This window comes from Sphingomonas sp. GW821-FHT03E12 (genome assembly GCF_059420685.1).
The window spans coordinates 878,366-896,860 of record NZ_JBWKUF010000001.1 but is presented as its reverse complement, the minus strand read 5'-3'; the positions used below and the strand labels follow the sequence as shown (position 1 = coordinate 896,860).

The following is an 18,495-nucleotide window of genomic DNA, read 5'->3' as shown; positions in this document are numbered from 1 at the left end:
TTATTCTTCGGTTTTGGGTTGAACGGGTTCGATCCGGCCGCCGAGCCAGATGCAAAGAAGCGAGAGCGGCACGAGCGCCGCGCCCAGGATGAAGATCGGCGCGAAGCTCGTCTTGGTCATCGCCGGCACGAGCCAGGTGGTGACCAGCGTGCCCGCGACCGCAGCAGTGCCGCTGATCCCCGCGAGCGAGCCGACCGCGCCGCCGCCGAACCAGTCGCTCGGCAATGTCTGGATGTTGTTGATCGCGACCTGGAAGCCGAACAGGATCGCCGCGATCAGCAGCACCGCATAGAGCGGGGTCGATGCGGTCGCGGTGAGCAGCAGCGCCGGAAGCATGATGATGCAGCCGAGCGTGATGGCGAGCTTGCGCGCCTTGTCCGCGCTCCAGCCGCGCTGGATCAGCTTGCCCGACAGCCAGCCGCCCGAGAGCGATCCCGCCATCGCGCCGACGAACGGCACCCAGGCGAACATGCCGATCTGCTTGACGTCAAAGCCGAAGCTTTCGTTGAGGTAGATTGGCAGCCACGACACGAACAGCCACCAGATCGGGTCGAGGAAGAAGCGCCCGGCCATCACCGCCCAGGCCTGTTTGTGGCGCAGCAGCTGGCCCATCGACGGCGCGTAGCCCGCGGGCCTGGCGTCGCCATCGACGCGCTCGTTTGCGCCGAGGATATGCTCGCGCTCGGTCTTGCTCAGCCACGGATGCGCGTCGGGATCGGACTTGTAGACCCACAGCCACGGCAGCAGCCACAGGAAGCCGAGCACGCCGACGATCAGGAAGGTGGTGCGCCAGCCGACAAAGCCGAACAGGATCGCGACCAAAGGCGCCGAGACGATCGCGCCGAGTGAGGCGCCAGCGTTGAAGATACCCTGGGCGAAGGCGCGTTCGGAGCGCGGGAACCAGGTGGCATTGGCCTTGGCCGCGCCGGGCCAGTTGCCCGCTTCGCTGATCCCGAGCGTGCCGCGCAGCACGCCGAGCATCGCCATCGAACGGACCATCGAATGTGCCGCGATCGACAGCGACCAGACGATGATCGAGATGGCGAAGCCCATGCGGGTACCGACCACGTCGAAGATCTTGCCGAACAGCGACTGGCCGAGCGCGTAGAAGACCATGAAGATGGTCACCAGCAGCGCATAATCTTCCTTGCCGGCGCCGATATCCTTGGCGACCGCGGGCCACATCACGGCGAGCGCGTTGCGGTCGATGTAATTGATCACGGTCGCGACCGCGATCAGGCTGATGATCCACCAGCGGAAACCCGATTTCATTTGCCTGCCTCTCCGTCGAACCGGCCGACCGGTCCGCGCCATTCGAGCTTGCGCCCGTTCACGGTGACGCTGTGCGCCTCGTCCGCTGTGGTATCCGCCGCGATGGCGACAAGGATCTGCCGCCCGCCGGTGAGCGAAATCGTCGCGATGCGCGCGCCACTGGTCTCGGTCATGCTGAGGCCGGCCACCGCGCTGCGGCTGTTGGTGGTGGTCTCGGTCGCGGCGTCGTAGCGGCCGTGCGGTTCGATCAGGCTGAGGAACACCGCATCGCCCACGCCCTGAAGCCGCTGGATCACCACCGGCTCGCGCCGCAGGTTGAAGCGCGGATCACTGGCGCCGCTCTCGGCGAGGATCACCTGCGCGCCCGCGGTCGCCATGCGATAGGTGTAGAAGCGGCCATCGGTGATCCAGGTCACCCGGCCCTGCCCGTTCGCGAGGGGCGCGGTCGCATCGACCCAAAGGTGCTGATAGCCGTTCGCCTTCCCCAGCACCGGCCGCGCGGCAACGTTCGAGGCGAGCCTCAAATCGGTGTCGATGATGTGCCCGGCGAAGTGCAGCGGCAGGTCGTAGGTTGCCTTGGCCGCGTTCTTCACGGTGAGCAAGTCGAGCACCAGCGGCGCGCTCTTGCCCATGTCGAGCTGCACAAGCGCGCGGAGGAAGCTGACGCCGGGATAGGCGCCGGCCATCTCACCGATCGAATAGCGGGCCGGCCCCTCGCCCTGAAACGCCAACTGGACCGGCGCCGCCTTTTCGGCGGGCGCGAGCTTGGTCTCGAAATGGCTGGTCTCGTTCACCACCAGCGTGTTGTGGGCGATGGTCTGCTGCGCCCAGCTGTCATTCTCGGGCAGATAGCGCCCGCCGTCCTTGGCCTCGATATTGAGGAAGCGCGCCGCGCCGTAATCGGTCACGATCGCATTGCCATTGTCGTAGAACAGCCAGTTGAGCTTGTCGAAATGGCCATGGCCCATGCCCTGGGCGGTGTTCTTGGCGACGACGACCTGCGCCTTGTCCTCGGCCCCCGAGCGCAGGATGGCGAGTGCGCCGTCCTTGCCGTCGGGGCCGTCGCGCAGCAGCGTCGAGGCGAAGGCGAAGGGCTTCGCCTTGCCCGCGGCGAGATCGCGCGCGACCGCGAACCCCTGCGGCGAAAGTGCGACCTTGTTCTGCCACTCCGCGATCCCGAGCAGCCCCGCGTCCCCGCTCGCGGCGTAGCCGATCGCCACGCCCTGATAGAGTTCCTCGGTCTTGAGGCTCTTGTCGGGCATCGCGTCGTTGATCGGGAAGAAATAGCCCGCGTAGGTCGTCTGCACCGCAGTGCGGATCGCCTTGAGCACAATGCCGCCGCGATAGTCGAAGATCTTCCGCTCGGGCTCATTGTCCGCGATCGCCTGTGCGAACACGACGAAGGGCTGCAGCGCGTAACGCTGATAATAGGGCCCTTCGGCATAATAGCCGTCGGGCGAGAAGAGCAGGTCGAGCTGGCGCAGGAAGCCGACCTTGCCTGAGCGGTCGCTGCCCTTGAGCGCCTGTTCGACCAGCAGCTTGTCGCGCAGCACATAGCCGGTCATGCCGACCCCGGCATTGGCCCAGGTCGAATGGTTGTGGATGCGGTCGAAGGTGGTCGGCTCGCCGGTCAGGAACGCGGCCATGCGGCGGAAGACATTGTCGTCGATCGTCTTGCGATCGGCCGGCGTCAGTTCGCCGCGCACGGCGTCATAGCCCTGGATCGCATGGACCAGCCACACGCTGTCGTTGAGGCTCTGCCAGAACAGCCGACCGGGCACCTGATTGGCGGCGGCGGGGTGTTTGCCGAGGCCGGGATAGAGCTTGGCGTACGCCAGCAGCATGTCGCGGACATAGTCGGCGTAGCGCTTGTCGCCGGTGACGCGATAGAGCGTCCCGGCCATCTGGATCAGCTTGTAATTAGCCTTGTGCCGCTCATGCGTCGGCCCGCCGCCGCGATCCTTGGGCACCGGCACGTCGATCCCGGCGCGGATCCCCGCCTCGACCGACTTCTTCGCCGACGCCAGCTCGCGCGCGAACAGCGGCGCGCGGGCACCCTCGATCGCCATGGCACGATAGGCTTCGGTGCTGGCGAGGACCGGGGCGGCGTCCTGCGCCAGGGCGGGCGCGGCAGTCGCAAGCAGCGCGGCGAGGAAGGCGGCGCGGATCATGGCCGCGCCACCGCGATGTTGCCACTCAGCGTCACGTCGGGCTTGCCCTGTTTGTAGAGGTTGGTGACGCGCGGTTCGGGCGTCGCGGCGAAGCGGTTGTCGGCGATTCGCACCACCGGCGCGCCGACGCTGTTGGCGACATCGATGCCGGCCGCATCGGCGAAGCGGTTGTGCGCGATCTCGACCCACTGGACACCCGACAGGCGGATCGCACCGCCGGTCACCACGGCGTTGCCGGTCATGATGAAGCGCGGGCCGAAGGTGCTTTCGTCGGTGCCGAGCCTGGCGACATCGGCGATGGTCGCAACGTCGGCGAAGCTGTTGTCGGCGATCTCGACCCGCTCGGCGCTGTAGAGGCCTTTGCTGCCGGTCTCGGCCGCCGCGGCGACCACCGCGCCGGAGACTTTGGCGAAGCTCGACGCGCGGATCTCGACCCTGTCCGCGAAGGTCGCCGGCGTCGCGGCGAACACATCATAGCCGGGCGTGGTAAGGTCGCGCACCGCCACGCTGTCGAGCGTCACGCTGTAATTCAAAGTGCTCACCGACTGCGGCGCACGCACGAGCGCGTTGCCCGCCGCGGTCGGTGAGGCGGCGCCGGAGAGGGTCGCGCCGCGAAGGACGATGCTGCCGCCAGGGAGCAGCTGGAACAGGGTGGAGGCTGCGCTTTCGATCACCGCCTCGCGCGGCCCGGCGATCGTCAGCGGGTGCGCGATCGCGATCGGCTGGGTCACGCGATGGGTGCCGGCGGCGACGCTGACGGTGTCACCGGCGGAAGAGGTCGCGACAGCCTTGGCCAATGCGCCTTCGCTGGCCGGGACCGCGATCTCGTGACCCGCCGCGGTGGCGGGCGCATCCTTCGGATACCAGGCCGGGCCCGTCTCGCTACGCTTCAGCACAACCAGATCGCGCGGGGCGCCCGCATTCACCGACGGATCGGCGGGATAGAGCAGGCCATTGGCGGCACGCTCGAGCTTGACGGCCTGCTTCACATTCCCGGCCAACGCGATGCCGGTCACGGCGCCTTCGAAGCGCACGATGTCCTTGCCGTCGGCATTGGCGATCAGGTTGCGCTCGAACCAGCTGTTGATCGGCGGGGCGCTGCGCTCGGCATCGGCGCCCGCGCCAAAGGTGATGCGTGCCGCCTCGATGATCGAGTTGCGCTCGATCCGGGCGTTGGCGACCTGATGATAGCGGTTGATCACCGAGTTCGGCACGCCGTTCATCACCGCGATCGCGCTGAGGAACGAGGTGCCGGTGACGCCCTCCAGATAGTTGTCGCGGACGATCTGGTCGCGGTTGATCACGCGGATGCCGCCGGTGCTGGGCTTGCCCTTGCCGAGGAAGACGTTGCGCTCGACCAGGTTGCCGTTGCCGTGGCGCAGCACGATCGCGCCCTGCGACTCGATGATCATGTTGCCGCGGATGATGTTGGCGCCTGACTTGATCGAGACGATTTCGACTTCGCCGTCGCATTGCTCGAACCAGTTGTTCTCGATGACGCTGCTCGACTCGCTGAGCGATTCGTCGCTGGTGCCGATGCGGATCGTCTCGCCGCCGTTGGAGCCGAGCGGGGGGCGGGGGCCGAAATAGTTATGGTCGATCCGCGCGCGGTTCGCATCGGGCTGGCCCTTGGGCCGGATCACCGCGAGGGTGACCCCGGCATTGCCCTTGCCCGCGAACCAGCTGTGATCGACGCGGTTGTCGGCACCATAGATCGCGACCCAGATATCCTCGGCGCGGCGATCGGGATTGGTGAAATTATCGACGACGATTTCGGTCAGCCGCACATTGCTGGCCAGCGTCTTCGAGTCGCGGCGGAAGGCAATCAGCTCGCGGGTGGGCGACCAGCCGTTGCGGAAGACGAGGCCCGACACCACCAAATGCGCGCCGCCGATGCGCAGATTCGACTGACCCGACAGGATCACCTTGCCCGGGGTCTGCGCGGCGAGCGTGATCGGCTTCGCCTGTGTGCCTTGCCCCGTGAACACGATCTGGAAGTCGCGCCATTCGCCATCGGCGAGCAGGATGCGGTCGCCCGGCGCGGCCTTCTTGACCGCGGCGGCATAGGCAGCCTGATCGCGGACCAGATGGTCGGCGGCCAGAACCGGAGCCGGCGCCAGCAGCACGCAGGTGATCAGCGCTCCCATTGCCCGCATGCCGTCCACTCCCTTCGATCTGTTCTGCACATTGGACTAACCAAGTGGCATGAACTGTTCAAGAGGTGATTATACCACTCATCTCAATTGGTATGTTACGCTTTGACCGGAGCCTGCCCGCCACAGGCAGTGCATTGACTTTTGCGCCGAACGGGCGCGGCATGCGCACGCTTCGGCAGGGAGAGAGAGACATGCGCAAAACGGCTTCGTTCGGCATCGTATCCGTCATCGCCACCGGCATCGCAGCAGCCATCGTCGTACCCGGCATCGCTCAATCAGGGGCTCAATCCGAAAGGATCACCGCAAAGAACAATGCCCCGCTCAAGGCGGCACCCAATCCGCAGTCGGCGATCCTCGCCACGGTTCCGCGTGGCTCAACGCTCAGCCTTGAATATTGCAACGCCGATCAATGGTGCCGCGTCCAGTTCCAACGGCGCGCTGGATGGATGGCGGCGGTCAACCTCAACCTGCCCGCGGGCAACGAGACTGCGCGGCTGACCAGCCAGGCACGGCTGCGGGCGGGACCGGGCACGCAATATCAGGCGCTGGCCACGCTTCAGGCCGGCACGCGTGTCAACGTGATCCGCTGCCAGCAGCAATGGTGCAACGTCGCCGCCGGCTTCCGGCGCGGCTGGGTCGCCAGCCGGATGCTCGATCGCGGCGACTGGAACAACCCGCGCCCGCCCCAGCCCGGCCGCCGCTCCGAGCTTCAGATGTTCACCGAGCGCAATTGCCGCGGCAACACCTATTCGACCCTCGAAGCGGTGCCCAATCTCAACTACCCGGTCCGCTCCGCGCGCGTCATCGGCGGCACGGGCGACGTCAGCCGCGACGGGTGGCAGCTGTGCGTCGGCACCAATTATAACGGCGTCTGCACCTCGACCACGCCGAGCTGCTCGAACCTTGACGAGCTGGGCGGCCGCGGGCTTCGTTCGGTCCGACCGGCCCATGGTGAGGGCAGCGGCATGCCGACGCCCGCCATCTGCACCAAGGAATATGTGCCCGTCTGCGGCCAGCTGGGCCGCGAGTACAAGACCTTCGGCAATGCGTGCGAGGCGCGCGCGGCGAATTACGCGATCCGCTATCAGGGACGCTGCCGCTAGCTTTGGTTCAGCAAGGCTGAACCGGTTCGGCACCAGCCCGCTCCCCCTCCCGGCCACCCAACGGCAGTATCATATGGGTGGCCGGGAGGGGGAGCGGGCTGGTGCCGCGCTTCAACGCAGTTGAAGCCGAATCCCGACGCGCCGTCTTTGCCGTGACGCCGCGGATCGCTATAGGCGCGCGCATGGCTGACATCCTGATCCTCACCACCGGCGGCACCATCGACAAACTCTATTTCGATGCGCTGAGCGAATATCAGATCGGCGACAGCGTCGTCGCCCGCCTGCTCGCCGTCGCGCGCTCGGCGCTCGACGTCCGCGTGGTCGAACTGATGCGCAAGGACAGCCTGGAACTGACCGATGCCGATCGCGCCACAATCGCAAAGGCGGTGCGCGACGCGCCCGAGGATCGCATCGTCATCACCCATGGCACCGACACGATGACCGATACCGCGGCGGCGCTGATGGACATCCCCGGCAAGCGGATCGCGCTGCTCGGCGCGCTCGCCCCCGCCCGCTTCGCGGAGAGCGACGCGACCTTCAACCTCGGCATGGCCTTTGCCACCGTCCAGGTCGCGGCCGAGCCGGGGGTATGGATCGCGATGAACGGCACCGTCTTCGCCGCAGGCAGCGTGCGCAAGGACCGCGCGCGCAACAGCTTCGTCGCCATCTGACCTGCTGCCGATCGATCCAAGCCGCGCATCGATCGATGGCGGCTTTGGTTTGGACGCCCGCAGCCTGACCCAATAGTCACACCCTTCGAAGCGGTTCGCGCATCAATGCGAGACCGTGAGCTTGGGAGACGCATGTGACGACGATGAGCCCGGCCGATATGGGCCGCAGCCTTGGCCAGGGCCTTCTTTCCTTCCCCGTCACGCATTTCGACGCCGACGGCCGGTTCGACGAAGCTCCCTATCGCGCGCATTGCGCATGGATGCTGGAACATGACCTAGCCGGCCTGTTCGCCGCGGGCGGCACCGGCGAATTCTTCTCGCTGACCCCGGCCGAGGTGGTTCAGGTGGTCAAGGCCGCCGTCGATGTCGGCGCCGGCAAGCTCCCGGTCATTTCGGGCTGCGGCTATGGCACCGCGATCGCGACCGAAATCGCGCGCGGCGCCGAGGCCGCAGGCGCCGACGGCCTGCTCCTCCTGCCGCCCTATCTGGTCGGTTCGAGCCAGGAAGGCCTGGCTGCGCATGTCGAAGCGGTGTGCCGCTCCACCGGGCTCGGTGTGATCGTCTACAACCGCGACAACGCCGTGCTGAACGACGAGACGCTCGCGCGCCTGTGCGAACGCAACCCCAATCTGGTCGGGTTCAAGGACGGCGTCGGCGATATCGAGCTGATGACGCGCATCTTCCTGCGCATGGGCGATCGCCTCACCTATATCGGCGGGCTGCCGACCGCAGAGACCTTTGCCACGCCCTACCTCACCATGGGCGTCACCACTTACTCCTCGGCGATCTTCAACTTCATGCCGGAATGGGCGCTGGCCTTCTATGCCGCGGTGCGCGCGGGCAACCATGAAGCGGTGCAGAAGCAGCTGCGCGATTTCGTGATGCCCTACCTCACGCTGCGCAACCGCGGGCGCGGCTATGCGGTGTCGATCGTCAAGGCGGGGATGCGGGTGATCGGCCGCGATGCCGGGCCGGTGCGCAGCCCGCTTACCGACCTTACCGCGCAAGAGACCGATGAGCTGCGCGCGCTGGTCGAGCGGGCATCCGGCTCGATCGCCAAGGCCGCCTGAGGGCCCCGGTGCAGCCCGGCGTGACAGGACTTGCCGCGCCGCGCTACACCGGCGCGATGTTCGAATTGAGCCAGCTCCGCTGCTTCGTCGCCGCGGCCGAGGAACTCCATTTCGGCCGCGCGGCGCAGCGTCTGAACATGACGCAGTCGCCGCTCAGCCGGCAGATCCAGCTGCTCGAGCGAATCCTGGGCGTCACCCTGCTCGAACGCACCAGCCGCCAGGTCAGCCTGACCCCCGCGGGCCATGTCTTCCTGATCGAGGCGCGGCGCATCGTCCGCCTCGCCGAAAGCGCATCGCTCTCCGCACGCCGCGTGGCGAAGGGCGATGCGGGCAAGGTCGCGATCGGCTTCACCGCCGTGTCGGGCTACAGCCTCGTCCCCCAGATCGTGGCGCAGGCCCGCGCAAGCCTGCCCAATATCGACCTCGAGCTGCGCGAGATGGTGAGCGGCGATCAGGTCGATGCGCTGCTCACCGGCCTGATCGATATCGGCTTCGTCCGCCCGCCGGTCGACCGGCACGAATTCGATACGTTGTGCGTGCTGCGCGAGCCGCTGCTGGTCGCGCTCCCGCCCGGCGATCCGCGGCAGGGCGAGCCGGCGCTGTCGCTCGACGCCTTCGATGGCGAGCCGCTGATCATGTATGCGCGCCAGGGCGCGGGCTATTTCCACGACATGCTCGTCCGCCTGTTCGACGATGCCGGGGTGACGCCGAGCTATGTCCAGCATGTCACGCAGATCCATTCGATGCTCGGCCTTGTCCATGCCGGGCTGGCGGCGGCGATCGTCCCGCAATCGGCATCGGGGCTGCACCTGATGGACGTCCAGTTCCGCGCGCTGCGCACCGAGCCCGAGACGCCGGTCGAACTGCACATGGCGTGGCGCCGCGACAATGCCAATCCGGCGCTGGAGCCGATGCGCCTGCTCTGCGCGCAGATGGCGGGGGCATGATCGCCCGCCGCGCGCTGCTCGGCGCGCCCTTGCTGATCCCGGCGGCGGCATGGGGTATGCAGCGCAGCGATCCGGTGGCGACGACCCGATATGGCCGCCTGCGCGGCCTGAGCGAGCGCGGCATACTGGTGTTTCGCGGCATCCGTTATGGCGCCGACACGCGGCCGCGCCGCTTCGAACGTGCGCTGCCGCCCGGCCCCTGGCTCGATATCGTCGATGCGCTGCATTACCCGCCGGCCGCTCCGCAGACCCGCGCGGAGGAGCCGGTCAGCGAGGATTGCCTGTTCCTCAATATCTGGACACCGGCGCTCGATCGCGGGCGGCGGCCGGTGATGGTCTATTTCCACGGCGGCGCGCATGCGCATGGATCGGGATCGGACCCGCTCTATGACGGCGCCAATCTGGTCCGCCGCGGCGATGTCGTGGTGGTGACGCTCAACCACCGGCTCGCAGGCCTCGGCTATGCCTATCTCGCCCAGCTTGGCGGCCCGGCGGAATCGGGCAATGCCGGCAATCTCGACATCGTCCTCGCGCTCCAATGGGTGCGCGACAATATCGCGGGCTTCGGCGGCGATCCGGATCGGGTGATGATCTTCGGCCAGTCGGGCGGCGGTGCCAAGGCGGTGACGCTGATGGCGATGCCCGAGGCGCGCCCGCTCTTCCACCGCGCCGCGACGATGAGCGGCCAGCACGTCACCGCTGCGGGTCCGCGCAACGCGACGATCCGGGCGCGAGCGTGGATGGAGAAAGCAGGGGCAAAGAATGTCGCGGAGCTGAAGGCGCTCCCCGTCGAACGCCTGGTCGAGGCGATGGCGATGACCGACCCGATCGAGCGCAAGGGTGAGATCAGCTTCGTCTCGACGCTCGACCATCATGTCCTGCCGCGCCACCCCTTCGTCCCGGATGCGCCGCGCGAGGCGGCGCATATCCCGCTGATTATCGGCAACACCCATGACGAGACGGGCCTCTGGATCGCCGAGCAGCTCAAACGCGGCGACACCAATTGGGACAATCTGGCCGACCGGATCGGCGCGCAGATCACCAAGGATGTTGCGCCCGATTGGGTCGTTCAGCGCTATCGCGAGATCTATCCCGAGAAGACCCCCGGCCAGATCCTGCTTGCGGCCACCACCGCGGGCCGGTCCTGGCCCGGCCATCTCATCCAGGCCGAGGAGCGGGCGAAGATCGGTGCGCCGACCTGGATGTACCAGCTCGATTTCCCATCGCCCGAGGCGGGCGGGGTGCTCGGCGCCTTCCACACGCTCGATATTCCGTTGGTGTTCGACAATGCCGCGGCGAAGGGCTCGCGCACCGGCGACACCCCGGCCGCACACCGCCTGGCGGGACGCATGGCCGACGCCTTCATCGCCTTTGCCCGCACCGGCGACCCCAATTGCGCGAGCGTGCCGGCATGGCCGAAGTTCGCGCTGGAGGGGCGGCAGACGATGATCTTCGACACCGAAACGCGGGTGGTTTCGGACCCGCGCCGCGCGGAACGCCTGTTGTGGTCGGTCGCGCCCTATATCAAGCCGGGCGGGTGAGGACTCTGGTTCGTCATCCCGGCCTTGTGCCGGGATCCACCGCGATGCGAGCGATAGAACAAGAGGCTCACCCGCATCGCGTGCGGTACCGTGGATCCCGGCACAAGGCCGGGATGACGGCTTCAACAACCACCTACCGGTCCCATGGAAACGCCAGAGTCGGAGCATTGGCGTAGCGCCGCATCGCGATCTTCAGCCGTGCCCCGCACCCGGGCTCAAGCCGCAGCGTGAAGTCGCGCCCGCCGACGGCCACGTCCTGCCCCTCCAGCGTCACCCGATCGATCCGGTGTTCGGCATAGGCGCCGCCCTGGATCGTCACCGTCCGCGCGGCCTTGCCGAGATTGACCAGCGTCACTTCGGCCGAAGCATCGCCCAGCGCGTGCATCAAAGCCGCGACATCCTCCGGCACCCCGGCCCGCCGCTTCTCCGGATCGAAATAGCGCAACCGGCAGTGCAGCACGACGCCACCCTGATTGGGCGAGGTCGAGGACCAGGGCGGGCGGGCGATGTGCATCCCGCCGGTCATCAGCTGGATCAGGCTCTTGACGCTCGCCGGGGTCTTGTCGAGCGGCCAGTCGGCGAGCCGCGTGTCGCGCGTGGTGGTGTCCTCGCGCATCCTTTTCTCGCGCTCGGCAACGCGGGCGAGATCGGCATTGAGCGCCTCGACCGGATAGCCGTCATTCCTGCCGTGGAGGAACGACACCCACGGATTCTCGCCCGCCAGTTCGAGATCGCCCGCGCGCTGCGTGACGTACCAGATCTCGAACCCGTTGGTGCGATAGGGGCCGGGCTTCCAGCCGTACCAGCCGTCCGCGCCAACCATGGTCGGCGTCTCGAACTTGCCGTCGCGCTGGCGCCCGGCATTGTTGATCCGCGCATTCTGCCGCCGCCACACCTCGATGTACGCGCTATCGCCGGTCAGCAGCGTGCCGTTGAGGAAGGCGGTGATCGAGCGCGGCACGCGGTTGCGATCCTCGCGCTTGCCGGTCTGCGGCACGACGGGGGAGAAGCCCCAGCCATAGACCCCGCCCCACCAGTCGGGCGCGACCTTGCCGTCGAGCCCGACCTTGCTCGGCACGATGCCGTTGTTGGCACTGGCGCGGCTCACCCAGGCGTCGAGATAGTCGAGCGCCCAGCGGCGGTAGCGCTCGCCCCCGCCCAGCGCATAGGCATTGAGCGCCAGCGTCGTCGCCTGCAGGTTGAGCGGGTTGTCGCCGACGACATCCGTGTACTCGACATAATGGTCGAGCGTTTCCTGATAGGTCGACTCGCCATGCTCCATATGGAAGCGCTCGCCCGCCTCGAACGGGTCGCCTGCCCAGTCGAGCGCGGTCGCAGCGCGCAGCATCGGCCCGCGGCTGCCGTTCATCACGCTGCGGATGATGCGGCGTTCGGGGTCGTAGTTGCGGACGCTCGGGTCGTGCCCGGTGTAGAAGTCGGCGAAGCGCCGGGTGCGGGCGATCAGCGCAGGGTCGCGCGGCGCGGACAGGCCCAGGACGTTGAAGGTCGTCAGCCCCTCGGCATTGTGCTGCCAGTCCATCTGCACCGGGAAGTCGCGGTGGTACATGCCGGCCCTCGCGATCGGCACATCGACCGTCCGCATCGCCGCATATTGCCGCAGATGCCCTTCCCAGAAGCGCTGGGTCAGCGTCAGGATGCGGTCGGGCGCGCCAAGCGCATGCAGGATCGCCCAGTCGTTGGTCGCCTCCGCGGCGTCGTCGGGGCCGTCATTGGCGCCCCAGCGCTCGAACACCAGCAGACGGTCGCGCTTATCGACATATTTGGCGTAGAAGGCCTCGCACGCCTCGGCATTGCGGGCGATCAGTTTGCGCTGGAGCAATGCCCATTCGGGTGCGGCCATCGGGGTCGCGGCCCTGAGCTGCACTCGCGCCGCCCGCGCCGCGGCAGGAACCAGCCCCGCCGCCGCGCCACCCAGCAGCAGTCCTCGCCGATCCACCTTCATTCGCCGATCTGCATCCGGCGGATCGGACCCGCGACGACGAGGAAGGCAAAGATCGTCATCAGGCAATGCGCGCCGACGAATACCAGCGCCCAGTCGAACGAGCCGGTTGCCGCAACGATGAACCCGACGACGATCGGCGTGACGATCCCCGCCATGTTGCCGAACATGTTGAACACCCCGCCCGAAAGCCCGGCGAGCCGCTTGGGCGCGACATCGGCCATCACCGCCCAGCCGAGCGAGGCGACGCCCTTGCCGAAGAAGGCGACCGACATCAGCGTCACCACCAGCCACTCCTGCTCCGCCCACACGCAGGCGATGATCGCGGTGGCGAGCAGCATGCCTACCGTCAGCGGCCCCTTGCGTGCCAGGTCGAGCGACCCGGTGCGCTTGAGGATCAGGTCGGAGACATAGCCCCCGGCGAGCCCGCCGACAAAACCGCACAAAGCCGGCGCGGCGGCGGCGAATCCCGCCTCCATGATGTTGAGCCCGCGTTCCTTGACCAAATAGATCGGGAACCAGGTGACAAAGAAATAGGTCAGCACGTTGATGCAATATTGCCCCAGATAGATGCCCAGCATCATCCGGTTGGCGACCAGCTTGCCGACATTGCCCCAGTCGAAGGCCGCCGTGCTGCCCGCACCGCCATCCTCCATATGGATCAGGCCGCCTCCCGCCTCGATATGATCGAGCTCGGCCTGGTTGATCGACGGGTGTCGCGCGGGGCTGTGGATGTAGCGCAGGAACACCGCGGTCGCGATCAGCCCCAGCACGCCCATCACCCAGAAGATCGACCGCCAGCCGAAGCTGTGCGCAAGCCAGCCCATCAACGGCGCGAAGGCGACGAGCGAGAAATATTGCGCCGAATTGAAGATCGCCGAGGCAGTGCCGCGCTCGGCCGAGGGGAACCAGGACGCCACCAGCCGGGCGTTGCCGGGGAAGGACGGCGCTTCGGCGAGGCCCACGAGGAAGCGCAACGCGAACAGCATCGCCACCGCGGGCAGAAAGGCGATCATCCCCGCAAACCCCTGCAGCGCGGTGAACACCGACCAGAGCGCGATCGCGGCGGCATAGACGCGCTTGGTGCCGAACTTGTCGAGCAGCAGACCGCCCGGCACCTGCGCCAGCACATAGGCCCAGGCGAAGGCGGAGAGGATGAACCCGGTCTGGATCGCGTTCAGCCCGAGCTCGTGTGCCGCTGCGCTGCCCGCGATCGAGAAGGTTGCGCGATCGGCATAGTTGACGCTGGTGATGATGAAGATCAGCGCAATGATCGCATGCCGCACATGCGTCGGACGCATATCGGCTGCCGGGGTGCGCTGGTCGGTCACGCGTCGCTCTCCTCACTCGTCCGCGCATCGGGTGCACGCGATCCTTATTCCAACACCGCTACCCGGCGCGACGAAAGCGGTCCAAGGCAAAGAACGGGACGATCAAGCCAGAAACTGGCTCGATCCAAACCCACTCTGCCGACAGCCGGCGCCGATCAGTGCGTGTCGTGCATCGATTCATGTCCGATTGGCGTTGGCCTCGCCACCCCGGTCGCGCCTAGCAGAACATCGCAATCGGCTCGTCCACGAAGCCGTACACAGCCTGATCGAGGGGAGTCTGAAATGTCCCGTATCCATGTCCTGAAGTCCGTGTTCGCGCTGTCGGCTGCGGTCACCGCCCTTTCCGCCGCCAACGCCCAGACCGCACAGGATCAGGCCCCCGAGGAGGCCGCAGCGCCCGCCGACGCCGGTCAGGAAGTCATCGTCACCGGCTTTCGCGAGAGCCTGAGCAGCGCGCTCAACCTCAAGAAGCGCGAGACCGCCGCGGTCGATGCGATCAAGGCCGAGGATATCGCGGAGTTCCCCGACCTCAACCTCGCCGAATCGCTCCAGCGCATCCCCGGCGTCGCGATCAGCCGCGTCAATGGCGAGGGCCGCAGCATCTCGATCCGCGGCCTCGGCCCGGAGTATAGCCGCGTCCGCATCAACGGCATGGAGGCGATCGGCACTACCGGCGGCACCGACAATTCGGGCGGCGTCAATCGCGGCCGCGGCTTCGACTTCAACATCTTCTCGTCGGACCTGTTCAACAGCCTGACCGTCCGCAAGACCGCAACCGCCGATGTCGAGGAAGGATCGCTCGGCGGTACCGTCGATCTCCAGATCGCGCGCCCGTTCGACTATCGCGAGCCGACCGCGGTCTTCTCCGCCGGGGTGAGCTATAACGACCTTGCGCAGAAGGCGACGCCGCGCGTCTCCGCCCTGCTCACCACGACCAGCCCGGACGGCAAGTTCGGCGCGCTCGTCTCGATCGCGTACGAGGAGCGCCGGCTGGTCGAGGAGGGCGCGAACATCACGCGCTGGACCTATGGCGGGTTCAACGGCGGCTTCAACGCGGCATCCACCATCGCCGGCAAGACGATCGCGCAGATCAACGACACCAATCCCGAAACCGCACTCTATCACCCGCGCATTCCGGGCCTGGTCAGCTACGATATCGAGCAGAAGCGCCTCGGCGCCGCGATCGCGCTGCAATACCGTCCGAGCGACGCGACGCTGATCTCGATCGACGGCCTCTATTCGCGCCTCGACGGCACGCGCAGGGAAGCGCAGTTTCAGGCGATCGGATTCAGCCGTTCGGGCACCGGCAAGCCCCAGACGATCATCCGTTCGGGCATTGTCGATGCCAACAACAATATCATCAGCGGTACGTTCGACGCGGTCGATCTGCGCGTTCAGGCCCGCTACGACGAGCTCAAGACCGATTTCTACCAGCTCACCGGCACGCTCGAGCAGAAGTTCGGCGACAATCTGCGGTTCGAGGGCATTTTCGGCTATTCGCGCTCCGAATTCCGCAACCCGGTCCAGACCACAGTGACGCTCGACGCGGCCAACACCAACGGCTTCTTCTACGATTTCTCGACGCGCTTCCCGACGATCAAGCCGGGCGTCGATATCAGCAACCCCGCAACCTTCGCCTTCACCAACGGCACGTCCGAAGTCCGCATCCGCCCGCAATCGGTCGACAACAGCTTCACCAACGCCAAGGGCTTCCTCGAATGGACGGCAAGCCCGGTGCTGAAGCTCAAGGCCGGGGCCGACTGGCGGCGCTTCGAATATGATTCGAGCGAGCGGCGGCGGCTGTCGGGCGAGACCGTCGTGACCACCCTCACCGCCGCGCAGATCGCGCCGCTGGTCAGCCAGTTCACCGGCTTCGGCCGCGGCCTCGACGTGCCGTCGGGTACGCCGACCGGCTGGGTGGTCCCCAATCTCGACGCCTTCCTTTCCTTCCTCAACGCCCCGACCAACCCCACCTACGCCACCGGCGGGATCGAGAACGCGACCGCGCGCGGATCCTTCGTCACGGTGCGCGAGGATGATCTGGGCGTGTGGGGCATGGCCGAGTTCAACCTTGCCGAGGCAGGTTTCCCGCTGCGCGGCGATGTCGGCGTGCGCTACGTCAAGACCGACCAGCTCTCGACCGGCTATGCCAGCCAGGGCGGCACGGTTAATTTCGTCACCGCCGATCGCAGCTACGATCGCTGGCTGCCCTCGGCCAACCTCGTCTTCGACGTCACCGACACGCTGCTCGTCCGCTTTGCCGCGGCCAAGACGATCGCGCGCGCCGGCATCGGCTCGCTCTCTCCGGGCGGAAACCTGAACGTGTCGGGCGGCAACCGCACCTTCAGCTCGGGCAATCCGGACCTGACGCCGACCGAATCGACCAATCTCGACGCGTCGATCGAATGGTATCCGACCCGCGGCGCGATCTATGCCGTCTCGGCCTTCCAGAAGGATATCGGCAGCTTCGTCCAGACGCTCAGCACCGGCGTTCCCTTCTCCAGCCTGGGCCTGCCCGACTCGCTGCTCACCGGCACCACCGCCACCCCGTCGGACATCTTCATCGTCAGCCAGCCGGTCAATTCGAAGGGCGGCATGCTGCGCGGGTTCGAGGTGAATGTGCAGCAGCCCTTCACCTTCCTGCCGGGATTCCTCAAGAATTTCGGCGTGTTGGCGAACTATACGTACGTCGATTCCGACATCGAATATCGCCTGTCGGCGACCGGCACCGACAGCGTCACCGCGACCCTGCTCGGCCTGTCCAAGCACGCCGCCAATGCGACGCTCTATTACGAGACCGAGAAATTCTCGATCCGCGGCTCGATCGCCTATCGCTCAAAGTACCTGACCGCGGTGCCGGGAACCGAGGGCAACGCCTATAACGGCACCAACGCGACGACCAATATCGACGCGCAGATCTCGTACAACGTCACCGACAAGATCAAGCTGAGCCTCGAAGGCATCAACCTGACCGACGAGCTCAACGACCAGTTCGTGGACGAGACCAACCGGCTCAACGTGCTGACGCACAGCGGCCGCCAGTTCGTGCTGAGTGCCCGCGTGGCGTTCTGATCCTCCTCCTCTTACAGAACGCCCGCGCACATTCCCTGGCCAGCCGCCCGCAAGCGGCTGGCCGTTTCTTTTGGCGCCCCGAACCGTTTTGGGCACGCGAACCAAATCTATCTTCCCGTGCCGCCTAATTCCCATCAAATTGCTATGTGAATAGCGGAGGATGGACGATGGGCAGACAACAGGCGGCGGTGGAGATCTATCCGCGCAACCTCGAACGGGTGGTTGCCGGTCTGAGGCAAGCCCGAAGCGATTGGCGCAAGGGGCATGACCGGCATGCCGAGCAGGGGATCGAATTCCCCTCCCGCCGCGTACTCGCACGATTGCTGCGCGAGCTTGGCACCGCGCTCTTCCCGCTGCGCCTCGGCCCGCCCGAACTGACCGCGAGCAACGAGAATGCCTGGGTCGAAGCGACGCTCGAATCCACGCTGTCGCAGCTCGGCGCGCAGATCGAGCTTGAGCTGCGCATCGCCCGCCCCGGCATCTCGCGAATCGAGGAAGGATATGCGGTCGAGCATATCCTGACCGACTTTGCCGAAAGCCTGCCCGGCATCCGCCGCCTGCTCGATGAGGATGTCGCCGCGGGCTATGCCAACGACCCCGCCGCGCGCAGCGTGGACGAAGTGCTGCTCTCCTATCCCTCGATCGCCGCGATCATCCACCACCGGCTCGCGCACCGGCTCCACGCGCTCGGCGCGCCGCTGGTCGCACGGGTGATCGCCGAGGTGGCGCATGGCGAGACCGGGATCGACATCCACCCCGCCGCACAGATCGGGCGCAGCTTCTTCATCGACCATGGCACCGGCATCGTGATCGGCGAGACGGCGGTGATCGGGAATCGCGTGCGCATCTATCAGGGCGTGACCTTGGGCGGCGAGCCGGTCGCGGCGGGCGCCGCGCATGCTGCCAGCCGGCGCATCAGGCGGCACCCCAGCATCGGCGACGATGTGGTGATCTTCCCCGGCGCGGTGCTGCTCGGCCCGATCAGCGTCGGCGCGCGCAGCCGTATCGGCGGCAATGTCTGGCTGCGCACCGATGTAGCCGAAGACAGCCTGGTCGAACTGCCCGCGCCACGCGTGCGCCCGCTCGACTAGACCCGATCGCGATTCGGCAAGGGCGGCGGGGCGCCTCCGGTGATATCATCGTGCAGGGTTATAACTCCGCACGGCATCCCCTATATCGGGTTCATCGTCAGCAGTTCCGC

The 18,495-nt window shown here is 66.9% G+C and carries 12 protein-coding genes; 7 read left to right on the top strand and 5 right to left on the bottom strand.

Translation table 11 applies throughout. From position 1 onward, the window contains the following. The 3 genes from AC07TU_RS04425 to AC07TU_RS04415 are packed head-to-tail and all read right to left on the bottom strand — an operon-like array spanning window position 1 to window position 5,599. Window positions 1-1,272, bottom strand: coding sequence for an MFS transporter (locus AC07TU_RS04425; RefSeq protein WP_495186683.1), 1,272 nt, complete (start codon window positions 1,270-1,272; stop codon window positions 1-3). Next, window positions 1,269-3,443, bottom strand: a complete 2,175-nt coding sequence (locus AC07TU_RS04420) for an alginate lyase family protein (RefSeq protein WP_495186682.1) — start codon at window positions 3,441-3,443, stop codon at window positions 1,269-1,271. Before AC07TU_RS04420 ends, AC07TU_RS04425 begins: the two co-directional genes overlap by 4 nt. Beyond that, window positions 3,440-5,599, bottom strand: coding sequence for a chondroitinase-B domain-containing protein (locus AC07TU_RS04415; protein ID WP_495186681.1), 2,160 nt, complete (start codon window positions 5,597-5,599; stop codon window positions 3,440-3,442). The genes AC07TU_RS04420 and AC07TU_RS04415 overlap by 4 nt, the downstream gene beginning before the upstream one ends. A 191-nt stretch (window positions 5,600-5,790) precedes the next feature. Here AC07TU_RS04415 and AC07TU_RS04410 point away from each other — a divergent pair, with 191 nt between their 5' ends. From AC07TU_RS04410 to AC07TU_RS04390, 5 genes are all read left to right on the top strand, one after another. Then, complete coding sequence (locus AC07TU_RS04410; protein WP_495186680.1) at window positions 5,791-6,702, top strand: SH3 domain-containing protein; 912 nt, start codon at window positions 5,791-5,793, stop codon at window positions 6,700-6,702. A gap of 182 nt (window positions 6,703-6,884) precedes the next feature. Then, window positions 6,885-7,373: an asparaginase domain-containing protein gene (locus tag AC07TU_RS04405; protein WP_495186679.1), complete on the top strand. Its 489-nt coding sequence runs from the start codon at window positions 6,885-6,887 to the stop codon at window positions 7,371-7,373. A 143-nt stretch (window positions 7,374-7,516) separates the two neighbouring features. Continuing rightward, complete coding sequence (kdgD, locus tag AC07TU_RS04400) at window positions 7,517-8,443, top strand: 5-dehydro-4-deoxyglucarate dehydratase (protein ID WP_495186892.1); 927 nt, start codon at window positions 7,517-7,519, stop codon at window positions 8,441-8,443. Window positions 8,444-8,463: 20 nt separating this feature from the next. Continuing rightward, window positions 8,464-9,390 (top strand): LysR substrate-binding domain-containing protein, encoded by a 927-nt coding sequence (locus tag AC07TU_RS04395; RefSeq protein ID WP_495186678.1) that lies wholly within the window; start codon window positions 8,464-8,466, stop codon window positions 9,388-9,390. After that, on the top strand, window positions 9,387-10,931 hold the full coding sequence (locus tag AC07TU_RS04390) for a carboxylesterase/lipase family protein (protein ID WP_495186677.1): 1,545 nt from the start codon (window positions 9,387-9,389) through the stop codon (window positions 10,929-10,931). Before AC07TU_RS04395 ends, AC07TU_RS04390 begins: the two co-directional genes overlap by 4 nt. Window positions 10,932-11,064: 133 nt before the next feature. Here AC07TU_RS04390 and AC07TU_RS04385 read toward each other — a convergent pair whose 3' ends face one another. After that, window positions 11,065-12,894 carry a DUF8034 domain-containing protein gene (locus tag AC07TU_RS04385; protein ID WP_495186676.1) on the bottom strand — a complete coding sequence of 610 codons (1,830 nt, stop codon included), beginning with the start codon at window positions 12,892-12,894 and terminating at the stop codon, window positions 11,065-11,067. Further along, window positions 12,891-14,222, bottom strand: a complete 1,332-nt coding sequence (locus tag AC07TU_RS04380) for an MFS transporter (RefSeq protein WP_495186675.1) — start codon at window positions 14,220-14,222, stop codon at window positions 12,891-12,893. The genes AC07TU_RS04385 and AC07TU_RS04380 overlap by 4 nt, the downstream gene beginning before the upstream one ends. A gap of 282 nt (window positions 14,223-14,504) precedes the next feature. Between AC07TU_RS04380 and AC07TU_RS04375 the strand changes: the two genes are divergently transcribed. Then, window positions 14,505-17,294, top strand: a complete 2,790-nt coding sequence (locus tag AC07TU_RS04375) for a TonB-dependent receptor (protein WP_495186674.1) — start codon at window positions 14,505-14,507, stop codon at window positions 17,292-17,294. A gap of 167 nt (window positions 17,295-17,461) precedes the next feature. Beyond that, window positions 17,462-18,385: a serine O-acetyltransferase EpsC gene (epsC, locus tag AC07TU_RS04370; RefSeq protein WP_495186673.1), complete on the top strand. Its 924-nt coding sequence runs from the start codon at window positions 17,462-17,464 to the stop codon at window positions 18,383-18,385. Window positions 18,386-18,495: the final 110 nt, after the last annotated feature.

Excerpts from the sequence above, each read along its gene's own strand:
- AC07TU_RS04385 (WP_495186676.1), bottom strand. The coding sequence starts at position 12,894 with ATGAAGGTGGATCGGCGAGGACTGCTGCTGGGTGGCGCGGCGGCGGGG.
- AC07TU_RS04375 (WP_495186674.1), top strand. The coding sequence starts at position 14,505 with ATGTCCCGTATCCATGTCCTGAAGTCCGTGTTCGCGCTGTCGGCTGCG.
- AC07TU_RS04410 (WP_495186680.1), top strand. The coding sequence starts at position 5,791 with ATGCGCAAAACGGCTTCGTTCGGCATCGTATCCGTCATCGCCACCGGC.
- AC07TU_RS04390 (WP_495186677.1), top strand. The coding sequence starts at position 9,387 with ATGATCGCCCGCCGCGCGCTGCTCGGCGCGCCCTTGCTGATCCCGGCG.
- AC07TU_RS04420 (WP_495186682.1), bottom strand. The coding sequence starts at position 3,443 with ATGATCCGCGCCGCCTTCCTCGCCGCGCTGCTTGCGACTGCCGCGCCC.
- AC07TU_RS04425 (WP_495186683.1), bottom strand. The coding sequence starts at position 1,272 with ATGAAATCGGGTTTCCGCTGGTGGATCATCAGCCTGATCGCGGTCGCG.
- epsC (WP_495186673.1), top strand. The coding sequence starts at position 17,462 with ATGGGCAGACAACAGGCGGCGGTGGAGATCTATCCGCGCAACCTCGAA.
- kdgD (WP_495186892.1), top strand. The coding sequence starts at position 7,517 with ATGAGCCCGGCCGATATGGGCCGCAGCCTTGGCCAGGGCCTTCTTTCC.
- AC07TU_RS04415 (WP_495186681.1), bottom strand. The coding sequence starts at position 5,599 with ATGCGGGCAATGGGAGCGCTGATCACCTGCGTGCTGCTGGCGCCGGCT.
- AC07TU_RS04405 (WP_495186679.1), top strand. The coding sequence starts at position 6,885 with ATGGCTGACATCCTGATCCTCACCACCGGCGGCACCATCGACAAACTC.